Origin of the sequence: Stenotrophomonas sp. SMYL11, from assembly GCF_036320005.1 — a bacterium.
GTDB classification, from domain to species: domain Bacteria; phylum Pseudomonadota; class Gammaproteobacteria; order Xanthomonadales; family Xanthomonadaceae; genus Stenotrophomonas; species Stenotrophomonas maltophilia_A.
In genome coordinates this window covers 588,079-606,062 of sequence record NZ_JAWIRS010000002.1, presented here as the reverse complement: position 1 = coordinate 606,062, position 17,984 = coordinate 588,079, and the positions used below count along the sequence as shown (strand labels likewise).

At 67.2% G+C, this 17,984-nt stretch carries 13 protein-coding genes; 8 read left to right on the top strand and 5 right to left on the bottom strand.

The annotated features are described in order from the left end of the window. Nucleotides 1–12 precede the first annotated feature (12 nt). From V3B46_RS06670 to V3B46_RS06660, 3 genes are all read left to right on the top strand, one after another. Nucleotides 13–876, top strand: a complete 864-nt coding sequence (locus V3B46_RS06670) for a DMT family transporter (RefSeq protein WP_329891454.1) — start codon at nt 13–15, stop codon at nt 874–876. 160 nt (nt 877–1,036) lie between these two features. After that, entirely contained in the window at nt 1,037–1,918 is an 882-nt protein-coding gene (locus V3B46_RS06665) for an SDR family oxidoreductase (protein WP_329891453.1), read from the top strand. Nucleotides 1,919–1,956: 38 nt separating this feature from the next. Beyond that, complete coding sequence (locus V3B46_RS06660; RefSeq protein WP_329891452.1) at nt 1,957–2,835, top strand: LysR family transcriptional regulator; 879 nt, start codon at nt 1,957–1,959, stop codon at nt 2,833–2,835. Nucleotides 2,836–2,848: 13 nt separating this feature from the next. Here the strand turns inward: V3B46_RS06660 and V3B46_RS06655 are convergent, their stop codons facing one another. Next, nucleotides 2,849–3,748, bottom strand: coding sequence for a LysR family transcriptional regulator (locus tag V3B46_RS06655; RefSeq protein WP_329891451.1), 900 nt, complete (start codon nt 3,746–3,748; stop codon nt 2,849–2,851). A gap of 107 nt (nt 3,749–3,855) precedes the next feature. Here V3B46_RS06655 and V3B46_RS06650 point away from each other — a divergent pair, with 107 nt between their 5' ends. Further along, nucleotides 3,856–5,373, top strand: coding sequence for an MFS transporter (locus V3B46_RS06650; RefSeq protein WP_154352059.1), 1,518 nt, complete (start codon nt 3,856–3,858; stop codon nt 5,371–5,373). Here the strand turns inward: V3B46_RS06650 and V3B46_RS06645 are convergent. The 3 genes from V3B46_RS06645 to V3B46_RS06635 form a co-directional block, all read right to left on the bottom strand. Then, nucleotides 5,357–7,447 carry a TonB-dependent siderophore receptor gene (locus V3B46_RS06645; RefSeq protein WP_329891450.1) on the bottom strand — a complete coding sequence of 697 codons (2,091 nt, stop codon included), beginning with the start codon at nt 7,445–7,447 and terminating at the stop codon, nt 5,357–5,359. The two genes, V3B46_RS06650 and V3B46_RS06645, sit on opposite strands and share 17 nt — an antisense overlap. 99 nt (nt 7,448–7,546) lie before the next feature. Continuing rightward, nucleotides 7,547–8,932 carry a sensor histidine kinase gene (locus tag V3B46_RS06640; RefSeq protein ID WP_329891449.1) on the bottom strand — a complete coding sequence of 462 codons (1,386 nt, stop codon included), beginning with the start codon at nt 8,930–8,932 and terminating at the stop codon, nt 7,547–7,549. Continuing rightward, nucleotides 8,910–9,593 carry a response regulator transcription factor gene (locus tag V3B46_RS06635; protein WP_329891448.1) on the bottom strand — a complete coding sequence of 228 codons (684 nt, stop codon included), beginning with the start codon at nt 9,591–9,593 and terminating at the stop codon, nt 8,910–8,912. The genes V3B46_RS06640 and V3B46_RS06635 overlap by 23 nt, the downstream gene beginning before the upstream one ends. Before the next feature lie 152 nt (nt 9,594–9,745). On the opposite strand from V3B46_RS06635, the gene V3B46_RS06630 reads away from it, so the two are divergent. Both V3B46_RS06630 and V3B46_RS06625 read left to right on the top strand, forming a co-directional pair. Beyond that, complete coding sequence (locus V3B46_RS06630; protein WP_154262553.1) at nt 9,746–10,924, top strand: efflux RND transporter periplasmic adaptor subunit; 1,179 nt, start codon at nt 9,746–9,748, stop codon at nt 10,922–10,924. Between the two features lie 4 nt (nt 10,925–10,928). After that, nucleotides 10,929–14,030, top strand: coding sequence for an efflux RND transporter permease subunit (locus V3B46_RS06625; RefSeq protein WP_329891447.1), 3,102 nt, complete (start codon nt 10,929–10,931; stop codon nt 14,028–14,030). Nucleotides 14,031–14,297: 267 nt separating this feature from the next. Here V3B46_RS06625 and V3B46_RS06620 read toward each other — a convergent pair whose 3' ends face one another. Further along, nucleotides 14,298–14,702 (bottom strand): GFA family protein, encoded by a 405-nt coding sequence (locus tag V3B46_RS06620; RefSeq protein ID WP_154262555.1) that lies wholly within the window; start codon nt 14,700–14,702, stop codon nt 14,298–14,300. A 171-nt stretch (nt 14,703–14,873) separates the two neighbouring features. Here V3B46_RS06620 and V3B46_RS06615 point away from each other — a divergent pair, with 171 nt between their 5' ends. Continuing rightward, nucleotides 14,874–15,848 (top strand): Lnb N-terminal periplasmic domain-containing protein, encoded by a 975-nt coding sequence (locus V3B46_RS06615; protein ID WP_262229111.1) that lies wholly within the window; start codon nt 14,874–14,876, stop codon nt 15,846–15,848. Next, entirely contained in the window at nt 15,848–17,869 is a 2,022-nt protein-coding gene (locus V3B46_RS06610) for an esterase/lipase family protein (RefSeq protein ID WP_329891446.1), read from the top strand. The genes V3B46_RS06615 and V3B46_RS06610 overlap by 1 nt, the downstream gene beginning before the upstream one ends. Nucleotides 17,870–17,984 lie beyond the last annotated feature (115 nt).

The following is a 17,984-nucleotide window of genomic DNA, read 5'->3' as shown; positions in this document are numbered from 1 at the left end:
AGGAGTACAGGTGTGGAACGGTCGGCGAGTGGTTGGATCAATGGCTTCATCGGTGTAGTGATCTTTGCTGGCTCCCTGCCGGCCACCCGCTTGGCGGTGCTGCAGCTGGACGCCGGATTCGTCACTGCTGCACGCGCGACCATTGCCGGCGTGCTCGGCCTTGGCCTGCTCCTTCTGCTGCGCCAGCCGAGGCCGCGGCGCAATGACCTGCCGGGGCTGGCGGTGGTCAGCCTGGGGGTGGTGGTCGGCTTTCCGCTGTTGACCGCGCTCGCGCTGCGGCATGCGTCGTCGGCACACACCATCGTGTTCCTCGGCCTGTTGCCACTGAGCACTGCGGTGTTCGGCGTGCTGCGCGGTGGCGATCGACCGCGCCCGGCCTTCTGGCTGTTTTCGTTGCTGGGCAGTGCCTGCGTGGTCGGCTATGCGGTGCGCAACGGCATCGAGGCCTCGCTGCAGGCTGACCTGCTGATGCTGGCGGCGATCGTGGTGTGCGGGCTGGGCTATGCCGAGGGAGGTCGGCTCGCCCGCCATCTCGGTGGCTGGCAGGTGATCAGCTGGGCGCTGCTGCTGGCATTGCCGGTGATGCTGCCGCTGACAGTGCTGATGCGCCCGGCCTCGTTCACCGCGGTCGGTGCGTCGGCGTGGTGGGCGCTGGGCTACGTGGCGGTGTTCAGCATGCTGATCGGCTTCCTGTTCTGGTATCGCGGTCTGGCTCAGGGCGGTATCGCCGCCGTCGGCCAACTGCAGCTGCTGCAACCGTTCTTTGGCCTGGCTCTGGCTGCGCTGCTGCTGCACGAATCGGTCAGCCTCAGCATGGTGCTGGTGACCGTGGTCGCGGTGATCTGCGTGGCAGGCGCCCGCCGCTTCAGCCGCTGAGCGAAAAAGGGGACGGAGGGGATTAAGTCGCCACTGCCCCTTATGTGCCGGAAGCGACTTAATCCCCTCCGTCCCCTTTTTCTGGTGATAGCGCGGGCGTATCGTGCGCGGTGGTCAACGGTATTGGCCGAGTGCGGTGCGCTTGGCCGAAGCTGTGCCGATGCAGCCAATTTCTCGTATTTCCTTTGAGGGCCAGGTGGGCCTGGTGACCGGTGCAGCGGGTGGGTTGGGCCTGGCCTACAGTCGCCTGCTGGCCGAGCGCGGTGCGCAGGTGCTGATGCATGACGTCGGCGCCGGTACCGATGGCCGCGGCGCCGATCCGCAGCGCATCCTGCGCAGCGTCGAAGCGCTGCAGCGGCAGGGTTTGCCGGTGCAGGCCGCGAACAGTCCGATTGACCATCGCGCAGGTTGCCATGCGCTGGTACAGGAGCTGCTGCACCGGCATGGCCGCATCGACTTCCTGATCCACAACGCGGGCTGGGTCGGGTACCAGCCACTGGAAGCGATCGAGGACGATGCGCTGGAGCAGATGCTGTGCCTGGCCGCGAAGACGCCCTTGTGGTTGGCGCAGACGGCATGGCCGGCGATGCGCGCGGAGGGCGGTGGGCGCATCGTCATCACCACGTCCGATCGCGCGCTGTATCCGCAGTACGCACAGCGCGGGCTGTCCGCTTACGCGATGGGCAAGCTGGCGGCGCTGGGCCTGGTCAATGTGCTGGCGCTGGAGGGCGCCGAGCATGGCATCGTGGTCAATGCGGTTTCGCCGGTGGCAAAGACGCGCATGTGGGGCATCGAGGGTGAGCCCGATGAGCTGCATCCGGAAGCTGTTGCGCAAGGTGTGGCCTATCTGGCATCCACGCGCTGCCAGGACGGCGGCTGGGTGCTGCGCGCAAGCAATGGCCAGTTCCACGCACTGCGCCTGCAGGAGGCCGAGCATGTGGCGTACCCAAGGGATCTGCGCGCGGTCAGTGCCGACAGCATCGAGTCGGTGGCGCTGCAGTGGCCGGCCATCGCCCGCGCCAGCGTCGACGTGCGCGGCTGAGGGCGTACCCTAGGCGGGTTCCCACTGCCTGCTTCGAGATGATCGACCTGCGCCTGCTTCGCCAGTATGTGGCCGTGGCCGAAGAACTGCATTTCCACCGCGCCGCCGCCCGCCTGCACATGTCACAGCCGCCGCTGACGGCGGCAATACGACGGCTGGAAGACGAACTCGGAAGTGAACTGATCGTGCGCGGCAACCGCACGCTGGGCCTGACCGTGGCCGGGCAGACGCTGCTGGTGGAGGCGCGGGCAACACTGCAGCAGGCCGAGCAGGCACTGCAGCGCACCCGTGAAGCCGCTGCCGGGCAGTCCGGCAGCCTGCGCGTAGGCTATGTCGGCAGTGCGCTGTATGGCCGGCTACCAGGTTTGATCCGCCGCTTCCGTCAGCAGTACCCGCAGGTGAAGCTGCACCTGCAGGAAGCCACATCACGCCAGCAGCAGTTGTGGCTGCGTGAGCAGCGCATCGACGTCGGCGTGCTGATTCCACCGATTCCCGCCGCCGAACTGCTGCTGCACGACTTCGACCACGACCGCCTGGCGATTGCGCTGCCGCGCGCTCATGCGCTGGCCGACGCGCCGGAGATCAGTGTGGCGATGCTGGCTGACGAGTCGTTCGTGTCGTGGCCGGCGGGTGAGGGCATCGGCTTCCATGCGCAGGTGCTGGGCCTGTGCACTGCCGCGGGATTCACCCCGCGCGTCGTGCAGGAAGCGCAGGGCATGCATGCGGTCCTGTCGCTGGTGGCGGTGGATGCCGGCGTGGCGATAGTCCCGGCCAGCATGGCCAGCTTCCGCCCGCAGGAGATCGTCTATCGCGTGCTGGAGGACGAAGCAGCGCGTTTCGACCTGCCGTTCTGCATGCGGTCGGAACAGCCGTCGCCAGTGCTGCGCAATTTCCTGCAGATGGCGGGCACCAACTGATTCTGTGGAGCTGCTACGCCTCGTCGCCGCGGAACAGGTTGGCAATGGCATAGTCGATGAACACCCGCAGGCGTGCACTGGGATGGCGCCCACCGGGCCATAGCAACGAGAACTGCCCCTGGTGCGTGGGCAACGCGGGCAGCACCTGTTGAAGGCGGCCATCGGCCAGCGCGTCGGCTGCGAGGAAGTCAGGCATCCAGGCCAGGCCCATGCAACCGATCGCGGCGGCCAGCACGGCCTCCATGTTGTTGCAGGTCATCGCCGTCGGAAGGCGCGCTCCAGCATCGCCTTCGATGCCCGGCAGCTGCCACGGGTGCAGCTTTCCGGTGGTGGGGTAACGAAAGCGCAGCGCGGTATGCATGCGCAGCTCGCTCACATCACCGGGCGTGCCATGCGCCTGCAGATAGCCCGGTGCCGCACAGAGGATGAAACGGAAGCCGCCCAACCGCCGTGCGGTCAGGCTGGAATCGGCCAGTTCACCGCTGCGTATCACCGCGTCGAGGCCTTCGCTGACCACGTCGACGATGCGATCGTTGAAGTCCAGTTCCAGCTGCACCTGCGGGTAGCGCTGCTGGAAGCCGGGCAGTACCGGCAACAGGAAGCGGTAGCCGATGGTGGGCAGGCCGATGCGCAGCAGTCCACTCGGGGCGTGCTGTCGCTGCGCCAGGTCCGCCTGTGCTTCGGAAAGCTCGTCCAGTGCGCGGCGGCAGCGCTGCAGCAGCAGTTCGCCTTCGTCGGTGAGGTGCACGCGGCGGGTGGTGCGATGGAACAGGCGGGTGCCGAGTTCGTGCTCAAGGCGGGCGATACGCTTGCCGACCGCCGAGGCGGACAGGCCGAGCACGCGGGCGGCGCCGACGATGCTGCCCGCCTCGGCGGTACGGACGAAGGCAAGCAGGGCAGAGATGGAATCCATGCGGGGCATGATTGCGGAACGTTGGGCTGCAATCAACGTCCATCGAGCCTGTTTTTCGGGCATAGCGGCCTGTCCATCATCAATGTCCCTGATGGATGGAGGCCCGCATGGCCCCGGTTTCGATGCTCCCCGTACCTTCCCACACGCAGCAGCGCTGGGCGCTGCTTGCCGTCTGCCTGGCTGCGCTGGCGCTGCCGTTGTCCTTCTCAGCCGGTGCCGTCGCGGTGCCGGCGCTGGCCCGTTCCGCAGCGTCGTCGCCGACTGCGCTGGCGTGGGTCACCAACGCCTTCATGCTCACCTTCGGCAGCCTGTTGCTGGCTGCCGGTGGCCTGGCCGATCGTTATGGTCGGCGGCGATTGTTCCTGCTGGGTACGGCGGGCTTCAGCATCGCCACGGCTGTCGTTTGCCTGGCCCCTACGCTGCTGTGGCTGGATCTGGCGCGTGGGTTGCAGGGCGTTGCCGCTGCAGCGGCGCTGGCGTCCGGCACCGCTGCGCTAGCGCATGCCTGGCAGGGCCCCGTGCGTGCCCGTGTGTTCGCCCTGCTGGGCACCACGTTCGGTGCGGGGCTGGCGCTGGGGCCGCTGCTCGCGGGTCTGCTGTTGCAGGCATTGGGATGGCGCAGTGTGTTCGCCGCGGGCGGTGTACTGACGCTGGTGGCCTTCGCAGTGGGCGCGCGCGTGTTGCCCGAAAGCCATGGCGAACGCGGGCGGCTGGATGTCGGCGGCATGCTGGGCTTCAGCCTGATGCTGGCGGCGTTGACCCTGGCCCTGCTGTGGCTGGGTGAATTCGGCCTGCATGCCATGCGCGTGCAACTGGCGCTGTTGGCGACGCTGCTGCTGGGTGGGGTGTTCGTCTGCATCGAACGGCTGCACCGCTCACCGTTGCTGGACCTCTCCTTGTTCTCGCAACCGGCGTTCCTCGGTATCCAGCTGCTGCCGGTCGCAACCTGCTTCGGCTACGTGGTGCTGCTGGTGGTACTTCCCCTGCAGCTGCTGGGCGTGCACGCACAGAGCGCGACCCTGGTGGGCCTGCAGATGCTGGCCCTGTCCGCGCCGATGCTGGTGCTACCGATGCTGGCCGCGCGCTGGGCCGAGCGCGTTGGAAGTGCGCGGCTGTGCGCGCTGGGCCTGCTGGTCTGTGCCTCTGGTCTGTACCTGTTGTCGCGCCACGCATCGCATCCGTCGCCCTCGCAGTGGGTGCCGTTGCTGATGCTGATCGGCGCAGGAACGGCCTTGCCGTGGGGCTTGATGGATGGGCTGTCGGTCAGCGTGGTGCCGGTGCAGCGTGCGGGCATGGCCGCCGGCATCTTCGGAACCGTGCGGGTGGCCGGTGAAGGCATCGCATTGGCCGCAGTCACGGCCTTGCTTGCGCTGCTGATCGGCCACCAATTGCAGGGAGCATCGCCTGCATCGCTGGCGCGCGCCGGTGCTTATCTGGCAACGGGTGCGCAGGCACAGGCACAGGCACTGCTTCCGGCGATGAGCGGCGCACAGCTGCAGCAGGCCAGTGCCGAGGCGCTGGCGATACTGCTGCGTGTGCTGGCGCTGCTGACCGCCGCATGCGCTGTGCTGTTGCACCTGCTGCTGCGGCGGCCAGCGTTGACTGTGATCAGAACCGGTAGCTGATGGTGCCGGTCACCACGCGGGGGTAGCCGGCGAAGCAGTCGCCAAAGGTGCGGCACGGCGCGTAGTAGCGCTTGCCGGTGAGGTTGGTGATGTTCAATGCCATCGTCCAGTCGGTCACCTGCACTTCCAGCAATGCATCGGCCAGTGTGTAGCTGGGCGTGATGATGCGCCCGCCATTGCCCAGCGACACGGTATTGCCGACGTGGCGCACGCCGAGGCCCAGGCGCAGGCGTGCGGCGGCATCCAGCTGGAAGCCCTTCGACACCCAGGCCGAGGCCAGGTCCTGCGGGGTGTCGTTGAGGCGCTGGCCCACTTCCAATGCGAAGTTGCTGCGGCTGACCTCAGCCTCGTTGCGCGCAACGGCAGCGGTGACCGTCAGGTCGTTGGCGAACTGGAACTGGCCTTCCAGCTCCACGCCCTTGGAGCGGATCTGCCCGGTCTGCACCACGTTCAGCACGTTGTCCGGATCGTTGGTCTGTCGGTTGGTTTCGGTGATGCGGTACGCCGCCAGCGTCAGCAGCAGGTTGCGCGCGGGTTGCCACTTGATGCCGGCCTCGGACTGGCGGCCGCGCATCGGCTTGAAGGCGCTGCCGAACAGATCCTGGCCGGATACCGGCAGGAACGATTCGCTGTAGCTCAGGTAGGGCGAAACGCCCGCACCCACTTCGCCGATCAGCCCGGCGCGGTAGGTGGTGGCGTGGTCGGTCTGGCTGGGCTGGCCTTCGGTCTTCGAGCGTGCATGGTCGCGGCGCGCGCCCAGTACCAGCGAGACACGGTCGGCCCAGCGGATCTGGTCCTGCACATAGACACCCAGCTGGGTGGAGGTCTGGTCCGGCTGACGATCCCAGCCACGTACTATCGGTGCGACCGATACCGGGGTGTAGATGTCGATCGGTGTGCCGGTGGCGTCCAGCCGCTGCAGCTGCTCCTTGTATTGGCTGTAGTCCACGCCGGCCAGCAGCAGGTGCTGGAAGACACCGGTGGCGAAGTCGAACTGCAGCGCATTGTCGGCGCTGAAGATCTGCACGTCGGGGCGGGTGCCATAGGCCGTGCGGTTGACCACGCGCCGCTCGGCGTCGATGAAGGGATCTGCCGGATTGCTGTAGCTGTCCACGTACATCTGCTGCAGGGTGGTCCTGCCATCGATGTAGCGCACCGCCGAGCGCAGGCTGAGCACATCATTGAAGCTGTGGTCGAACAGCGCGGTCAGGCTGTACACACGCGAGTCGATGCGGTCGAAGCCGGGATCGCCGATGAAGGTGGACGGGTCGAGGCGGCGTCCGGGCGGGGCCAGCAGGGTCGCGGCCAGCGGCAGGAACTGCTGGCTGGAGCCGGTCTTGTCATGCTGATAGCTGGCCAGCAGGGTCAAGCTGCTGCGTTCGCCACGCCAGCTGATCGATGGCGCCAGGTAGACGCGGTCGTCCTTCAAAACATCGGTCTGCATGTTCGATTCGCGCACCAGGCCGACGAAGCGGCCGGCGAGTGTGCCGGCATCGTTCAAGGCGCCGCCGATGTCACCCTGCAGCTGCCTGCGGTCGAAGCTGCCGATCTGCACGCCGATCTCGCCGTTGAGGGCGCCGAAGGTCGGGCGCTTGCTCATCGCATTGATGATGCCGCCGGTGGCGCCGGCACCGTACAGTACCGAGGACGGGCCGCGCAGCACTTCCACCCGTTCCAGGCCGTAGATCTCCGGGCGGGCGAGGGGACTGAAACCGTAGCTGCGGCGCAGGCCATCCTGGTACTGCACCGGGTCCAGCCCGCGCACCGAGGTGGCATCGTTGCGGGTATCCAGGCCCCAGGCATCGGCGGTGACGCCGGCGCTGTAGCGCAGCACTTCCTGCAGGTTGTGCGCGCCGCGATCGGTGAACAGCTGCTGGGTGACCACGCTGATCGCCTGCGGCGTCTCGGTCAGGGCAGTGTCGGTCTTGGTCGCGGTGCTGGCCCGCTCGGCCACCACCGTTACCTTGTCCAGGGTGCGCGCCGCCGGGTTGTCCTGGGCCTGGGCGATGGCCGAGGCCAGCAGAGTGGGCAGGGCGAGCGTGTACAGCAGCGGACGCGACGGCAGAGCGGGCATCGGGAGTGATCCGGGAAGGGCGGTGACGGCGGATTATCCGGATGCCCGCCCTTAAATACAAATGATTCCCAAATGCGATTGAGGCGCCCAGGCCCGGCCTCAGGGCAGGCCGTCCGTCGCGCCGCGGATGCTCATCCAGGCGCCGCCACCGGGGGCGCTCCCGGCGCGGACACGGAAGCCGTGCAGGCCGGCAATGGCGGCCACGATCGACAGGCCCAGGCCGAATCCAGGCCCTTGGCCGGCGCTGCTGCTGCCACGGAAGAAGCGCTGGTAGATCAGCGTGCGGTCCTGTGGCGGAATGCCCGGCCCGTTGTCGATCACATCGATCCTCGGGGCGCCGTGATCATCGACCGCACGCAGCAGGATGCGGCCGTGCGCAGGGGTGAACTGCAGAGCGTTGGACAGCAGATTGGCCAGCGCTTCGAACAGCAACTCGCGGTCTCCACGCAGCGGGCCCACCTTCGGGTCCACCTGCAGCTCCAGCAACTGCTGCTTCTCTTCGGCCAGCGGCAGGTAGAACTGGTGCAGTTCCTGCAACAGCTCGGTGACGTCGACCGCGTCGAAGGCCGAACGTCGCTGGTGGCTCTCCAGTTCCGACACCCGCAGCAGCGCGGCGAAGCGCGCCATCAGCATGTCAGTCTCGGCCAGCGCCTTGTCCAGTGGATCGGCATGCGGGTCCCGTTCGTCCAGGCCCACGCGCATGCGGTACAGATGCGCGCGCAGGCGGGTCAGCGGGGTGCGCAGGTCGTGGGCGATGCTGTCGCACACGCCTTTGACCTCGGTCATCAGCTGTTCGATGCGTTCCAGCATGGCATTGACGATGCTCGACAGCCGATCGATCTCGTCGCGACGGCTGGAGACCGGCAGGCGCTGGCCGAGGTCGCCGGCGATGATGCGATTGGTGGCCGCTTCGATCTGCTGGATCCGCTTCAACGGGCGCCGGCGCAGGATATGCCAACCCACCAGCCCGGGGATGACGGTCAGCGACACGCCCCACAGCAGTGCATCGAGGATGATGCTGTTGACCGCCATGAGCTTGCCATTCTGGCGCACGAATACCAGCGTGCGGCCATCGCGGGTTACTACGCCCAGCGCACTGCCACCGTTGTCGTGGCGGCCATCGGCCAGCGTCCAACCGTCCACCGCATGCGAGTTGCCATCCAGCGGCAGTCCCGCGGGGATTGCCGTCAACGGGCCCGCCATCGGCATGCCCGCCTTGTCGAACAACCCATAGGTATAGACCTGGTGCAGATCGAAGCGCTGGCTGTCACGCAGCGCTTCATCCAGCGCCGGCCCGTCGAAGCTCATGAACAGGTGGGCGCGCTGCTGCAGGCCCGATTCGGTCAGGTCACTGAGGTAATCCGAGATGCGCCAGTACATCACGCCCAGCAGCAGGCTCGACCACGCCACGAACAGGATGCAATACAGGCCCAGCAGTCTGCTGCTGGAAGAGCGCCAGTGGTCAGGGTTGCGCGTCGAAGACATAGCCGGTTCCACGTACGGTTATGATCGGCTGCGGTCGGCCGGGTTGTTCGATGCGTTTGCGCACGCGGCCGATATGCACGTCGATCAGGTTGGTACCCGGATCGAAGTGATAGCCCCAGACTTCCTGGAACAGCATGCTGCGGGTGACCACCTGGCCGGCGTTGCGGACCAGGAATTCGAGCAGCTTGAACTCGGTCGGCAGCAGCGCGATTTCATGCCCGCCGCGTCGCGCCGAACGGGTCATCAGGTCCAGTTCCAGGTCACCGGCGCGCAGCACGTTGTCGATGGCGCCGGTCGGGCCCTGGCGCCGGATCAGCACTTCCACGCGTGCGGCCATCTCATCGGAGGCGAAGGGCTTGGTCAGGTAGTCGTCGCCACCGGCGCGCAGGCCACGCACGCGTTCATCCACGTCCGACAGCGCACTGATCATCAGTACCGGCGTGGTGATGCCTTCACGGCGCAACGTGGTGACCAGGGCCAGCCCGTCGATGCCGGGCAGCATGCGGTCCAGGGTGATCACCGCGTAGTCGCCTGCACGTGCCAGCGCCAGGCCGTTGCTACCGTCGCTGGCCAGGTCCACGTCGAAGCCGTGGCTGCGCAGTTCGGTGGCGATCTCCTCGGCGGTGACAAGATCGTCCTCGATGGTGAGTACGCGCGGCATGGGCCAGTGTGCAGAGTGGGACAGGGGCATCCTCGCAATCGTGGGCAGCGACTGCAAATGAAAAATGTTTCATGCGCCATTTGGCAGGATCGTGCCGCCACGTCTTCTATATTCGGCGCCGAACGCTCCCCCACGCGTGGAACCTGCAGCCGATGATCCTTCCGAACCCTTCCCGTCCGTACCGTGCCTGGCGGCTGCCGCGAACCGCGGGCCTGCCGCTGCTGGCGCTCGCCCTGGCCGGCCTGCTCAGCGCCTGCGGCAAGGACGCGCCCAAGCCTCGCGCGACGACGCCTGAGGTGACGGTGCTGACCCTGCGCAGCCAGCCGCTGGCACTGCAGCAGGAACTGCCTGGGCGCAGCGTTGCCTCGCAGGAATCGGACGTGCGTCCGCAGGTGGATGGCGTGCTGGTGAAGCGGTTGTTCGAGCAGGGCCAGTGGGTGAAGGCCGGGCAGCCACTGTTCCAGATCGAGCCCGCGCTGTACCAGGCGGCGCTGAACGAGGCGCAGGCCAACCTGAAGACCGCCGAGGCCGCTGCGGTGACCGCGCGCCTGCGGGCGCAGCGCATGCAGGCGCTGGGCAAGGACCAGCTGGCCGCGCGCCAGGACGTGGACGATGCGATCGCCAGCGACCAGCAGGCTGCCGCCGCGGCCCAGGCCGCACTGGCCGCACGTGACACGGCCAGCACACGGCTGGGGTTTGCCACGGTGACCTCGCCGATCGCAGGCCGCATCGGCCGGGCGCTGTTCACGCCGGGGGCGCTGGTCACCTCCGGCCAGGCCGATCCACTGGCACGGGTGCAGCAGATGGACCCGATGAACGTGGACATCACCCAGTCCAGCAATGAGTACCTGGCACTGCGTCGCGCCATCGCCGATGGAGGCGTGCAGGCCGATACTGCGCCGGTGCGGCTGCGCCTGTCCGATGGCACCGACTACCCGCTGCCCGGCACGCTGGAATTCGCCGACGTCGACGTCCAGCAGGAAACCGGCAGCATCACCCTGCGTGCGCGTTTCCCCAACCCGGATGGGCAGCTGCTGCCGGGCATGTATGTGCGCGCATTGGTGGGGCAGGGGACCCGCCAGCAGGCGCTGCTGGTGCCACAGGCCGCGGTCGATCGCAGCCCCAAGGGCGAAGCGCAGGCGTGGCTGGTGGACAAGGACGGCAAGGCGCGGCTGCGCCTGTTCCGCACCGCGCGTGCGGTGGGCGATCAGTGGCTGGTGCTCGATGGCCTGGCCGCCGGCGAGCAGGTGGTGGTGGCCGGCGCGCAGGGCCTGGCCGATGGCATGACGGTACGGGTGAAGCCTGCGCCGGCACCGGCCGGGAAGGACTGAGCAGATGCTGCCGCGCTTCTTCATCCATCGCCCGGTATTCGCCTGGGTCCTGGCGATCTGCATCATGGCCTTCGGCACCATCGCGGTGACCCAGCTGCCGGTCGAGCAGTACCCGGACATCGCACCGCCGCAGGTCAACATCACCGCCAACTACACCGGCGCCTCGGCGCAGACGGTGGAGGACAGCGTCACCCAGGTGATCGAGCAGCAGATCAAGGGCATCGACCACCTGCTGTATTTCTCGTCCACCAGTTCGTCGTCGGGCCAGGCGCGCATCACGGTCACCTTCGACCAGAGCGCCAACCCGGATATCGCTCAGGTGCAGGTGCAGAACAGCGTCAACCAGGCCATCAACCGGCTGCCGCAGGAAGTGCAGCAGCAGGGCGTGACGGTGGCCAAATCGCAGGGCGATTCGCTGATGGTGGTCTCGCTGTACGACACCAGCCGGCGCATGGAGCGCGTGGACGTCTCCGATTTCCTTGTCAGCAATGTGCAGGATCCGATCAGCCGCATTCCCGGTGTCGGCGAGATCAACGTGTTCGGCTCGGCCTACGCGATGCGCGTGTGGCTGGACCCGCACAAGCTGCGCGCCTATGACCTGATGCCGTCGGACGTGCGCGCCGCGATCCAGGCGCAGAATACCCAGGTGACCGCCGGCGAACTCGGCGCGATGCCCTCCAGCCCGACGCAGAGCCTCAACGCCACGGTCACCGCGCAGTCGCGCCTGCAGACCCCTGAACAGTTCCGCGCAATCATCCTGCGCACGCTGCCCAATGGCGCGGCGGTGTTGCTGGGCGACGTCGCACGGGTCGAGATCGGCGCGGAGAACTATCAGACCAGCAGCTATCTCAACGGCTATCCGGCGGCCGGCTTCTCGGTGACCCTGGCGTCGGGTGCCAACGCATTGGCCACCGCCGACGCGGTGCGCGCGGAGATCGAACGGCTGCGACCGACCTTCCCGCCGGGGCTGCAGGTGGCCTACCCGCGTGACAGCACACCGTTCGTACGGGTCTCGATCGAGGGGGTCATCCATACCCTCATCGAAGCCATCGTGCTGGTAGTGGTGGTGATGTTCCTGTTCCTGCAGAACCTGCGCGCCACGCTGATTCCGGCGATCACGGTGCCTGTGGTGCTGCTGGGCACGTTCGGCGTGCTGGCCGTTGCCGGATTCACCATCAACACACTGACCCTGTTCGCGATGGTGCTGGCGATCGGCCTGCTGGTCGACGATGCGATCGTGGTGGTGGAAAACGTGGAGCGCATCATCCACGACGAGCATCTGCCACCGCACGAAGCGACCGAAAAATCGATGGGCGAGATCACCGGTGCGCTGATCGGCATTACCGTGGTGCTGGGCGCAGTGTTCCTGCCGATGGCGCTGTTCGGTGGTTCCACCGGCATCATTTACCGGCAGTTCTCGATCACGATTGCATCTGCCATGGCATTGTCGGCGCTGGTGGCGCTGACGCTGACCCCGGCGCTGTGCGCGACCCTGCTCAAGCCGTCTTCGGCGCAGAAGCCACAGGGCCGCTTCTTCCAGGCGTTCAACCGGGGTGTCGAGCGCAGCCAGTTGGCTTATCAGGGAAAGCTCGGTGGCGTCGTCTCCCGGCCGCGGCGCTGGATGGCGTTCTACCTGCTGCTGGTGATCGCCATGGTCGCGCTGTACGCGCGCATGCCCACCGGCTTCCTGCCGGTGGAGGACCAGGGCCAGGTGACCTTCCAGTTCTCCACGCCGGAAGGCACGCCGATGGCGCGTACCGAAGCGCTGGGCGAGCAGATCAGCCGCTACTTCATGGAGCACGAAAAGCAGAACCTGGATGTGGTGTTCGTGGTGGTCGGCCGCAACAATGCCGGCACCGGCCAGAACGCCGGGCAGGGCTTCCTTGCACTGAAACCCTGGGATGAGCGCACGGGCGACAACACCGCTGCAGCGATCATCACACGCGCCAATGCCTACTTCCGCAGCTTGCCGGATGCCAAGGTCAATGTACTGGCACCGCCGGCGGTGCGTGGACTGGGCCAGTCCAGCGGCTTCGAACTGTGGCTGCAGGACACCAGCGCGGCCGGGCGCGTGGCCCTGCAGGCGGCGCAGGAACAGGTGGTGCGTGCGGCCGGCGAAGACGATGGGCTCACCTCGGTGCGCCTGAACGGCCTGGGCGACAAGGCCGAGCTGCGGCTGGACATCGACCACGCCCAGGCCAGCGCACTGGGCCTGGCCCAGGCCGACATCAATTCAACGTTGTCGGCGGCGTGGGGCGGCAGCTACATCAACGACTTCCTCGACCGTGGCCGGGTCAAGCGGGTCTACATGCAGGGCGACCAGCCCTACCGCAGCGTGCCCGACGACATCGGCCAGTGGTATGTGCGCGGTGGCAACGGCCAGATGGCGTCGTTCGCCAGTTTCGCCAGCAGCCACTGGGCGCGTGGGCCGCAACTGCAGCAGCGCTTCAACGGCCTGCCGGCGATGCAGATCCAGGGCAGCGCCGCCGAAGGCCGCAGCTCGGGCGAGGCGATGCAGCGCATGCAGGCGCTGGTGGCCGATCAACCCGGGTTCGACCTGCAGTGGAGTGGCCTGTCCTACCAGGAACAACTGGCCAGCAACCAGACGTTGTGGCTGTACACCGCCTCCATTGCCTTCATCTTCCTGTGCCTGGCAGCGCTCTATGAGAGCTGGACGGTGCCGGTGGCAGTGGTGCTGGTGATCCCATTGGGCGTGATTGGTACCGTGCTGGCGACCACCGCGGCTGGGTTCGTCAATGACATCTACTTCCAGGTGGGTCTGCTGACCACCATCGGCCTGTCGGCCAAGAACGCGATCCTGATCGTGGAGTTTGCCGAGGCCCGCTATCGTGCCGGCACTTCAGCGGTGGAAGCGGCCCTGCAGGGCGCACGCCTGCGCCTGCGCCCGATCGTGATGACATCGTTGGCCTTCGTGGCTGGTGTGATCCCGTTGGCGTTGGCCACCGGCGCGGGCGCAGTCAGCCGCCGTGAAATCGGCATGAGCGTGATCGGCGGCATGGTCTCCGGCACGGTGCTGGCAGTGGTGCTGGTGCCGTTGTTCTTCGTGCTGGTGCGCCGCCTGGGCCGGTCACGTCCGCAGGACTGAGGGGGGCGGCTGTCATCTGGCTGCCGCAGCGCCCTCACCCGTTCTTTGCCCAGGTGTCGCTAGCGTAGGTCGTCCCCGTCCCCCACGGAGACCTGCCATGTGGCTGCTCGATCATCTTTGGCCCGGCCGCAGACCTGTTCCTCCCCCGGTCGCCACCGAACCGCAGGCGACGCCCCGCCGGCCCTGGCTGAAGCGCCCGGTGCGGGCCGGCCGCAGCGGCATGGCCCCCTGGCAGAAGGTTGCCGCACCGCCACGACGCACGCGCCACTAACCGGTGCGGTCGGCGGGATGGTTGACCCCGTCGTTGACCGGGATCACACCCAGCGCGAACGGGTCGATGCCCTCCAGGCAGGCCACGTTGTAGCCGTACTGTTCCGGGTTGGAGCGGCGCCGGTGATGGGTGTAGATGCCGCACACGCCACAGAAATAGTGCTCGGCCACATGGGTGTTGAACTGGTACCGCTGCAGGTGGTTCTGCCCGCGCACAACCTGCAGGCCCTGGCGGGTGACGCTGGCGGCAATGGCGCCGCGGCGGCGGCACATCGAGCAGTCGCAGCGGCGGGGTTCGACAATACCGTCCGGCAGGTCCAGCAGCAGTTCGACCGTGCCGCAGTGGCAAGTGGCTCGGTGCCGGGGTTGGACCGGAACGCCGGCCACGGAAGTGATGCCCATCGTTGCTCCTGTAAAGTGAACCTGGCCGCACGGGCCGCCGCCGACGGTGCGCCGGCTTGCCTGAACGGGCCGTAGATGCCACGGTGAACCCGCTTGTGGCTAACTATGCGGCTTCAAGACCGCGACAGGATGCCAGTGAAAGCCGCAGGACGATGGATGACAGGAAGTGCCATGGCGCTGCTGGCGCTGTGGGTGACCGGGCTGTTGACCTATCAGTTGCCGGGGCCGGGCTGGCTGGCCAACGGCGTGGCCGTGCTGTGGCTGCTGGTTGCGCTGGGGGCGGCATGGCAGGTCGCGCGCGGGCGTGCCTCGCGCCGCCTGGCCACGGCCTTCGGTGCGGCGCTGGCGCTGGCCGGCCTGTGGTGGCTGCTGCTGACCCCGCGTCAGGACCGCATGTGGGCCGATGACGTGGCCCAGCGCCTGCACGTGGTGTCCTTCGACGGGCGCCACGTGGTGCTGGACAACGTGCGCGACTTCCGCTGGCGCACCGAAACCGACTACGACGCACACTGGGTGCGCCGCGAGTACGACCTGGACCAGCTGCGCTCGGCCGACCTGGTGCTGTCGTACTGGATGGGCCCGGCGATCGCCCACACGCTGATCTCGTTTGGTTTCGAGGACGGTCGCCACGTGGTGTTCTCGCTGGAGATCCGCAAGGAGCGCGGTGAGTCGTTCTCCGCGCTGGGCGGCTTCTTCCGCAAGTTCGAGATGACCCTGGTGGCTTCGGAGGAGACCGACATCATCCGCACCCGCACCAACGCGCGGGGCGAGGATGTCTACCTGTACCGCCTGCACGGCATGGACCGCGCGCAGCTGAAGGAACTGTTCGCCGCGTACATCGAACAGGCGCGTGAACTGGATGCCAAGCCGGGCTTCTACAACACGTTGACCAGCAACTGCACGACCATCGTCTTCGACCTGGCCCGCCACATCGCACCGCGCCTGCCGTTGGACTACCGCCTGCTGCTGTCCGGCTATCTGGCCGAGTACGCGCAGGAGGTGGGGGCGCTCACGCCGGGCGTGCCGTACGCCGAGCTGCATGACAAGGGCCGCATCACCCAGCGCGCATTGGACCTGGGTGATGGCGCGCATTTCTCCACCGTGATCCGCCAGGGCGTGCCCGGCACCGAGCAGGACCCGCAGTAATGACCCAACTCTTTCTGACCCGCTGGCAGCGCCTGCTGCCGGTGTTGTTCGCCGCCTTCCTGCTGCTGGGCAGCAGCGGCTGCGCGATGGTCACCGTCAAGCAGGTCAAATCCAGTGATTCACTGGTCAACAAGCGCGCCGATGTGCTCAACACCGGCAAGCTCAGCCCCGCCGCGCGTGAAACGCTCAGCGCAGCGGGCCTGGACGAATCGCAGTGCGAGAAGGACTTCCTGGTCTGCCGCAGCACGTTGCTGATGACCGACGACCTCAATGTCGAGCAGCGGCTGTCGGCGCTGTCCGAGCTGTGGGTGAAGGCTGCATTGGCGATGACGCCGAAGAAGACCGCCGCAGGCGATCCGCCGATGAGCGATGCGGCGCTGGATGCGTGGCTGGAGGCCGCACGCTATGCCTATGCCTACCTGTTCTACAGCGGCCGCTCACCGTCCGACCGGGCCTTCGAGGACCGGCAGACGCAGGTGCGCGACTACTACAACTACGCGGCGGAAAAGGCGGCGGTGGTGCTGTTCGTGCGCGCACGTGCCGCTGCGCTGGCCGGTGAGGACTACACGAAGCCGCTCACGGTCGGTAGCTGGTCGCTGGCCTCCAACTACCAGCAGCTGGGCCTGAAGAGCATTCCGGCGCAGCTGGTGCCGGCGGGAACGGTCAGCTTCGTCGGTCTGCGCAGCACCTATCGCCGCGATGGCTTCGGTGCCGAGCTGGTGATGGTGATGGACCCGCCGAAACTGGTCGCGCCAGTGATCGCGCCGGACGGTCCAAAGGCAGAAACCGCGCAGGACGACGAGGACGACGAGCGTCGCGGCCGCCGTCATCGCCATGACGATTCGGTGCCCGAGTTCAGTGAGATGTCCTCGATCAACGTCACCGCACTGCTGCGTTTCGAAGGCAGCAGCCTGGAAGACGTGATGCGCACGCGCCGGGTCGAACTGGATGCCTATTCGCCCGAAGCCACCGAGCGCATCACCCTGCACGGCGAACAGGTGCCTCTGGCCGGCAACTTCACCGCCGCCTACGGCCTGTGGCTGGCACAGAGTGGCTTCGCCCGGCAGTCCCTGCGCACCCTGTTCGGCATGAGCGAGGGCATCGGCGAGCCGCACATCTACCTGATGCAGCCGTGGGACCCCAACCGCCGCATCATCTTCATGCTGCACGGCCTGGCCAGCAGCCCGGAAGCCTGGGTGAACCTGGCCAACGAGATCATGGGCGATCCCGAGCTGCGCCAGCAGTTCCAGGTGTGGCAGGTCTACTACCCGACCAATGCACCGATCGCGCTGAACCGCTACGAGATCGCCAATGCGTTCAACGACACGCTGAAGCATTTCGACCCCAACGGCAGCACGCGTGCATCGAAGGACATGGTCTACATCGGCCACAGCATGGGCGGCGTACTGGCCCGGCTGCTGGTGAGCGATTCCGGCGATGTACTGTGGAACGACCTGCTGGCCAACTACGATCTGAAGGGCGAGCGCCTGAAACGGGTGCAGAACAAGCTGGGGCCGCTGCTGCATTTCAAGGCACAGCCGAACGTGGAGCGTGCGATCTTCATCGCTGCCCCGCACCAGGGCACCGATATCGCAGGCAACAAGGTCGGGCGCCTGATCGGTCGCCTGGTACGCCTGCCGCTGACCATCCTCGGCAAATTCGAGGACGTGTTCATGGCACTGGCGCAGGCCGAGCAGCAGGTCGATGGCACCGCCAAGCCGAAGATTCCGAACAGCATCGACAACCTCAAGGCCAGCGATCCGTTCGTGAAGGCCGCCGCACAGCTGCCGATCGAAGCGGCCCTGAAGTACCACTCGATCATCGCCCAGCGCAAGCCGGAGTTGCCGGTGGAGAAGTCCGATGACGGGCTGGTGCCGTACTGGAGCGCGCACCTGCCGGGTGCATTGTCCGAGAAGGTGATCATTTCCGGCCACAGCGTGCAGGAGACCCCGCAGGCGGTGCTGGAGGTGAGGCGGATCCTGCACCGGGATATCGATGACATCGGGACCGGCAGCCGGTAGTGCCGGCCGCTGGCCGGCATCATCACGGGATTCCCGGGTGCGCGGAGGTTGCCGGCCAGCGGCCGGCAATACCGCAATGCGGCGGTGCTACACCCGCCGCGCGATCACCGTGGCC